The organism is Pacificibacter sp. (assembly GCF_039769035.1).
Classification (GTDB): Bacteria; Pseudomonadota; Alphaproteobacteria; order Rhodobacterales; family Rhodobacteraceae; genus Celeribacter.
In genome coordinates this window covers 1-2,943 of sequence record NZ_JBDMZG010000148.1, presented here as the reverse complement: position 1 = coordinate 2,943, position 2,943 = coordinate 1, and the positions used below count along the sequence as shown (strand labels likewise).

At 54.6% G+C, this 2,943-nt stretch carries 4 protein-coding genes; all 4 read left to right on the top strand.

Annotated elements, in window-relative coordinates; translation table 11 throughout:
* The first annotated feature begins 133 nt into the window (after positions 1-133).
* On the top strand, positions 134-919 hold the full coding sequence (gene ehuA / locus ABF287_RS13060) for an ectoine/hydroxyectoine ABC transporter ATP-binding protein EhuA (protein WP_347185444.1): 786 nt from the start codon (positions 134-136) through the stop codon (positions 917-919).
* A 67-nt stretch (positions 920-986) separates the two neighbouring features.
* Positions 987-1,832 carry an ectoine/hydroxyectoine ABC transporter substrate-binding protein EhuB gene (ehuB, locus tag ABF287_RS13055; protein WP_347185443.1) on the top strand — a complete coding sequence of 282 codons (846 nt, stop codon included), beginning with the start codon at positions 987-989 and terminating at the stop codon, positions 1,830-1,832.
* 60 nt (positions 1,833-1,892) lie between these two features.
* Positions 1,893-2,552, top strand: a complete 660-nt coding sequence (ehuC, locus tag ABF287_RS13050) for an ectoine/hydroxyectoine ABC transporter permease subunit EhuC (RefSeq protein ID WP_347185442.1) — start codon at positions 1,893-1,895, stop codon at positions 2,550-2,552.
* Positions 2,553-2,555: 3 nt separating this feature from the next.
* The coding region (locus ABF287_RS13045; protein WP_347185441.1) for an ABC transporter permease subunit at positions 2,556-2,943 on the top strand (388 nt) is incomplete at its 3' end.

Genomic DNA, 2,943 nt, shown 5'->3' with positions numbered 1-2,943 from the left:
TTCCTAATGCAGCACAAACCGTCTTTGCAAGAGAAATAATATCCATCTGAAATTGTCATGATTTAATATTTTAATTGACATGATGTGCTCCGTCTGACCAATTTTTCCTACACTTGTCACGACGGGGGGCTCGGTGAACACGCCAATTATCACTATCGACGGTGTCTCGAAATCATTCGGCGCGCTTGAGGTTCTCAAGGACCTCAGTTTCGACGTGGCACTGGGGGAAAAGTTGGCATTAATAGGTCCGTCAGGGTCGGGCAAGACCACTATCCTGCGCATTTTGATGACGCTGGAGACGATCAACGGTGGCATGATCCACATCGATGGAGAGCCGCTATGGCAGATGCCCAAGAATGGTGAAATGATTGCCGCGGATGAGGCCCATCTACAGAAAATGCGCGCCAAAATTGGCATGGTCTTTCAACTGTTCAATCTATTCCCGCATAAGACCGTGCTGGAAAACGTCGCGCTGGCCCCAATTCTGACTAAAGGCCTTTCAAAGCCGCAGGCCAACATCAAAGCGATGGAACTGCTTGAAATGGTCGGGATGTCCGACAAGGCAGCACAGAAACCAGCGCAATTGTCGGGCGGTCAAAAACAGCGGGTGGCAATTGCCCGGGCGCTGGCTCTGAAACCCAAGATCATGCTGTTTGACGAAGTTACCTCGGCGCTTGATCCAGAGCTGGTCGAAGAGGTTCTGAACGTGATGCGCAAGCTGGCCGAAGAGACCGACATGACCATGCTGCTGGTCACCCATGAGATGAGCTTTGCCCGTGATTTCGCGGATCGTGTGCTGTTCTTTGATAGTGGCAAGATTGTCGAAGCCGGTCCGCCTGATCAAATTTTTTCCGACCCGAAAGAGGAGCGTACCCAAGCGTTCCTGCGCAAGGTCATCGCCGCTGGTCACCGTGTGTGACCGTACAAACTGACCGGGCCGCAAAGGCATCGGCAGACCAACAGAGAAGAGAATGGAGTAACTGACAATGAAACCAATAAAACATGTAATCGCCGCCGTGGCACTGGGTGCCGGCTTGGCCGGGTTCACAGGCATGCCCGCGGTCGCTGCTGATCTGGACCAACTAAAAGAGCAAGGCTTTGCCCGCATCGCAATCGCGAACGAGCCACCATGGACAATGGTGACAACAGGTGGTGAGGTTTCGGGCGCGGCCCCTGATCTGGCGCGCGCTGTGTTGAACAAGATGGGCATCAAGGAGATAGTTGCTTCTGTGTCGGAATACGGCGCGATGATACCCGGCGTGCAAGCGCGCCGCTTTGACATGGTCGCCGCTGGTTTGTTCATTAAGCCGGAGCGCTGCGAGGCAGTTTTGTTCTCACAGCCTGACCTGTGTGACGCCGAAAGTTTTATGATCAAAGCTGGCAACCCACTGAACTTGAAGTCCTTTGCGGATGTCGCTTCAAGCGGTGCAAAAATTGGTGTTGTCGGCGGCGGGACCGAGGAAAAGCTTGCGATTGAGGCTGGCGTGGATCGCGCCAACATCGTTGTGGTTCCAGATCCCCAATCAGGTGCCAAGCTGCTGCAAGACGGCCGCATAGATGTTTACGCGCTGCCAGTATTGTCTATTAGCGACCTGCTGAAAAAGGCCGAAGACCCCAGTCTTGCGATGTTCGCGCCCGTGGAAAACACGCCAATCTTCTGTGCTGGCGTAGCGTTCCGCAAACAAGACGGTGCATTGCGTGACGCCTATGACGTTGCCTTGGCTGAGATGAAGGCCAGCGGCGAATTCGCGGCGATCATCGAACCCTACGGCTACTCGGCAGATGCCGCGATGCAGCAGACCCGCGAGAACCTTTGCGGTGGTGCGAACTAAATTTTGACGATTGGGCGGCGACAGCTGCGCCGCCCATGATCCAACAACATGGAGTAAATTTTGGAACAGTGGCAAGGATATATCGGCCTGATCTTGCAGGGCGCAGTGGTGACAATCGAGATCACCATTCTGGGCTGCATCGTAGCCCTGATCGCTGCATTCATCGCGGGTCTTGGGCGTATATCGCGCTTCTGGCCGCTGCGTTGGCTGGCCACAGCCTATATCGAATTTTTTCGTGGCACCTCGATCTTTGTCCAGCTATTTTGGGCCTACTTCGTCTTGCCGCTCTTGGGGGTGCCGCTCAGCCCTTTGCAGGCTGGAGTGCTGGCTCTTGGCCTGAACGTCGGGGCCTATGGGGCCGAAGTCGTGCGCGGGGCGATCAAATCCATTCCGTGCGAACAATATGAGGCCTGCACCGCGCTGAACCTCACTCGCTTTCAAGAGATGCGCTATGTCATCCTGCCGCAAGCCTTTGTGCGGATGCTGCCCACCTTTGGCAACAACGCAATTGAACTGCTGAAAGGCACTGCTGTTGTGTCGCTGATTTCGCTGTCGGATATGACCTTTCAAGCGCAAGTCGTGCGGGCGCAAACGGGGTCCACGGCAGTTCCTTTCCTAACCATCCTACTGCTCTACTTCCTGTTTTCCTCAACAATATCCACTGCAATAAAACGACTTGAGTGGCGTCTGTCGCGCGGGCTGGATGGGACGGGAAGCTAAGTCATGGAATGGGATTGGGAGTTCAGCATTCAGATACTGCCGCAACTGTGGGAAGGCGTAAAAGTCACCATCCAAGCCACCATTCTGGGCACGATGATCGCTATGACGCTAGGTCTGGTGCTGGCGATTGCGCGGCGCTCAGTCAATGTGTGGATATCCCGACCCGTTGGTTTTTTTGCCGAATTTATCCGGGGCACGCCGTTGTTGGTGCAGCTGTATTTTCTGTTCTATATCTTGCCTGATCTGGGTCTATTATTGTCTCCTCTGACGGCGGGTGTTGTCGGGTTAGGTCTGCATTATTCCACCTATACCGCGGAGGTTTATCGCACTGGCATCGACGCGATCCCAAGCGGGCAATGGGAGGCAAGCAAAGCCACCAACCTGACGGCCA

What these genes read in the sequence shown, in the direction of transcription:
- ehuB (WP_347185443.1), top strand. Translation starts at nt 987, where the DNA reads ATGAAACCAATAAAACATGTAATCGCCGCCGTGGCACTGGGTGCCGGC.